The organism is Dellaglioa sp. CoH-57-MRSF-20 (assembly GCF_056781955.1).
In genome coordinates this window covers 1008-1459 of sequence record NZ_JBXAXV010000013.1, presented here as the reverse complement: position 1 = coordinate 1459, position 452 = coordinate 1008, and the positions used below count along the sequence as shown (strand labels likewise).

Genomic DNA, 452 nt, shown 5'->3' with positions numbered 1-452 from the left:
GCCGCTGGATGAAGGAGCAAGTGTGAAGACATTGCGTGAATGCAAGATCGAGGTGCTGCACCGTGCGATCCGAGTCCTAGATGATCACTACCAGACATATCTGTGTCACGCGATTAAGAGTTCGGCTCAAATCCTGTCGTGGGACAATCCCGATTATCCGTATAAGAAAGCAGCGGAAGAATTGGTGACTGTCATACGCCGGGCGCTCGGCAACCGCCTCACACTCAACTGCTGGCTTGAGGATGTTCACGGTATCTGGGCTCATGAACAAAAAGCTTTCCTACTGAAGGAAACTCGCGTACAATGGGCCACTTATCTAATCAATTGTGTGGAGGCCGAACGTGAACCTGATTGACAAGAAAATCGCGATCCTGAAAAGGGCACTCGAACTCATCGAGGACGGGGATGAGTCCTTTGTGTGCTTCGCGATCAAGAGAGCTGCGTGCGAGTAC

The 452-nt window shown here is 51.3% G+C and carries 1 protein-coding gene; it reads left to right on the top strand.

What is annotated here, in order from left to right:
• On the top strand, positions 1 to 355 hold a 355-nt coding region (locus AC1RPN_RS07710), incomplete at its 5' end, for a hypothetical protein (protein ID WP_481763637.1).
• Between the last annotated feature and the right edge of the window lie 97 nt (positions 356 to 452).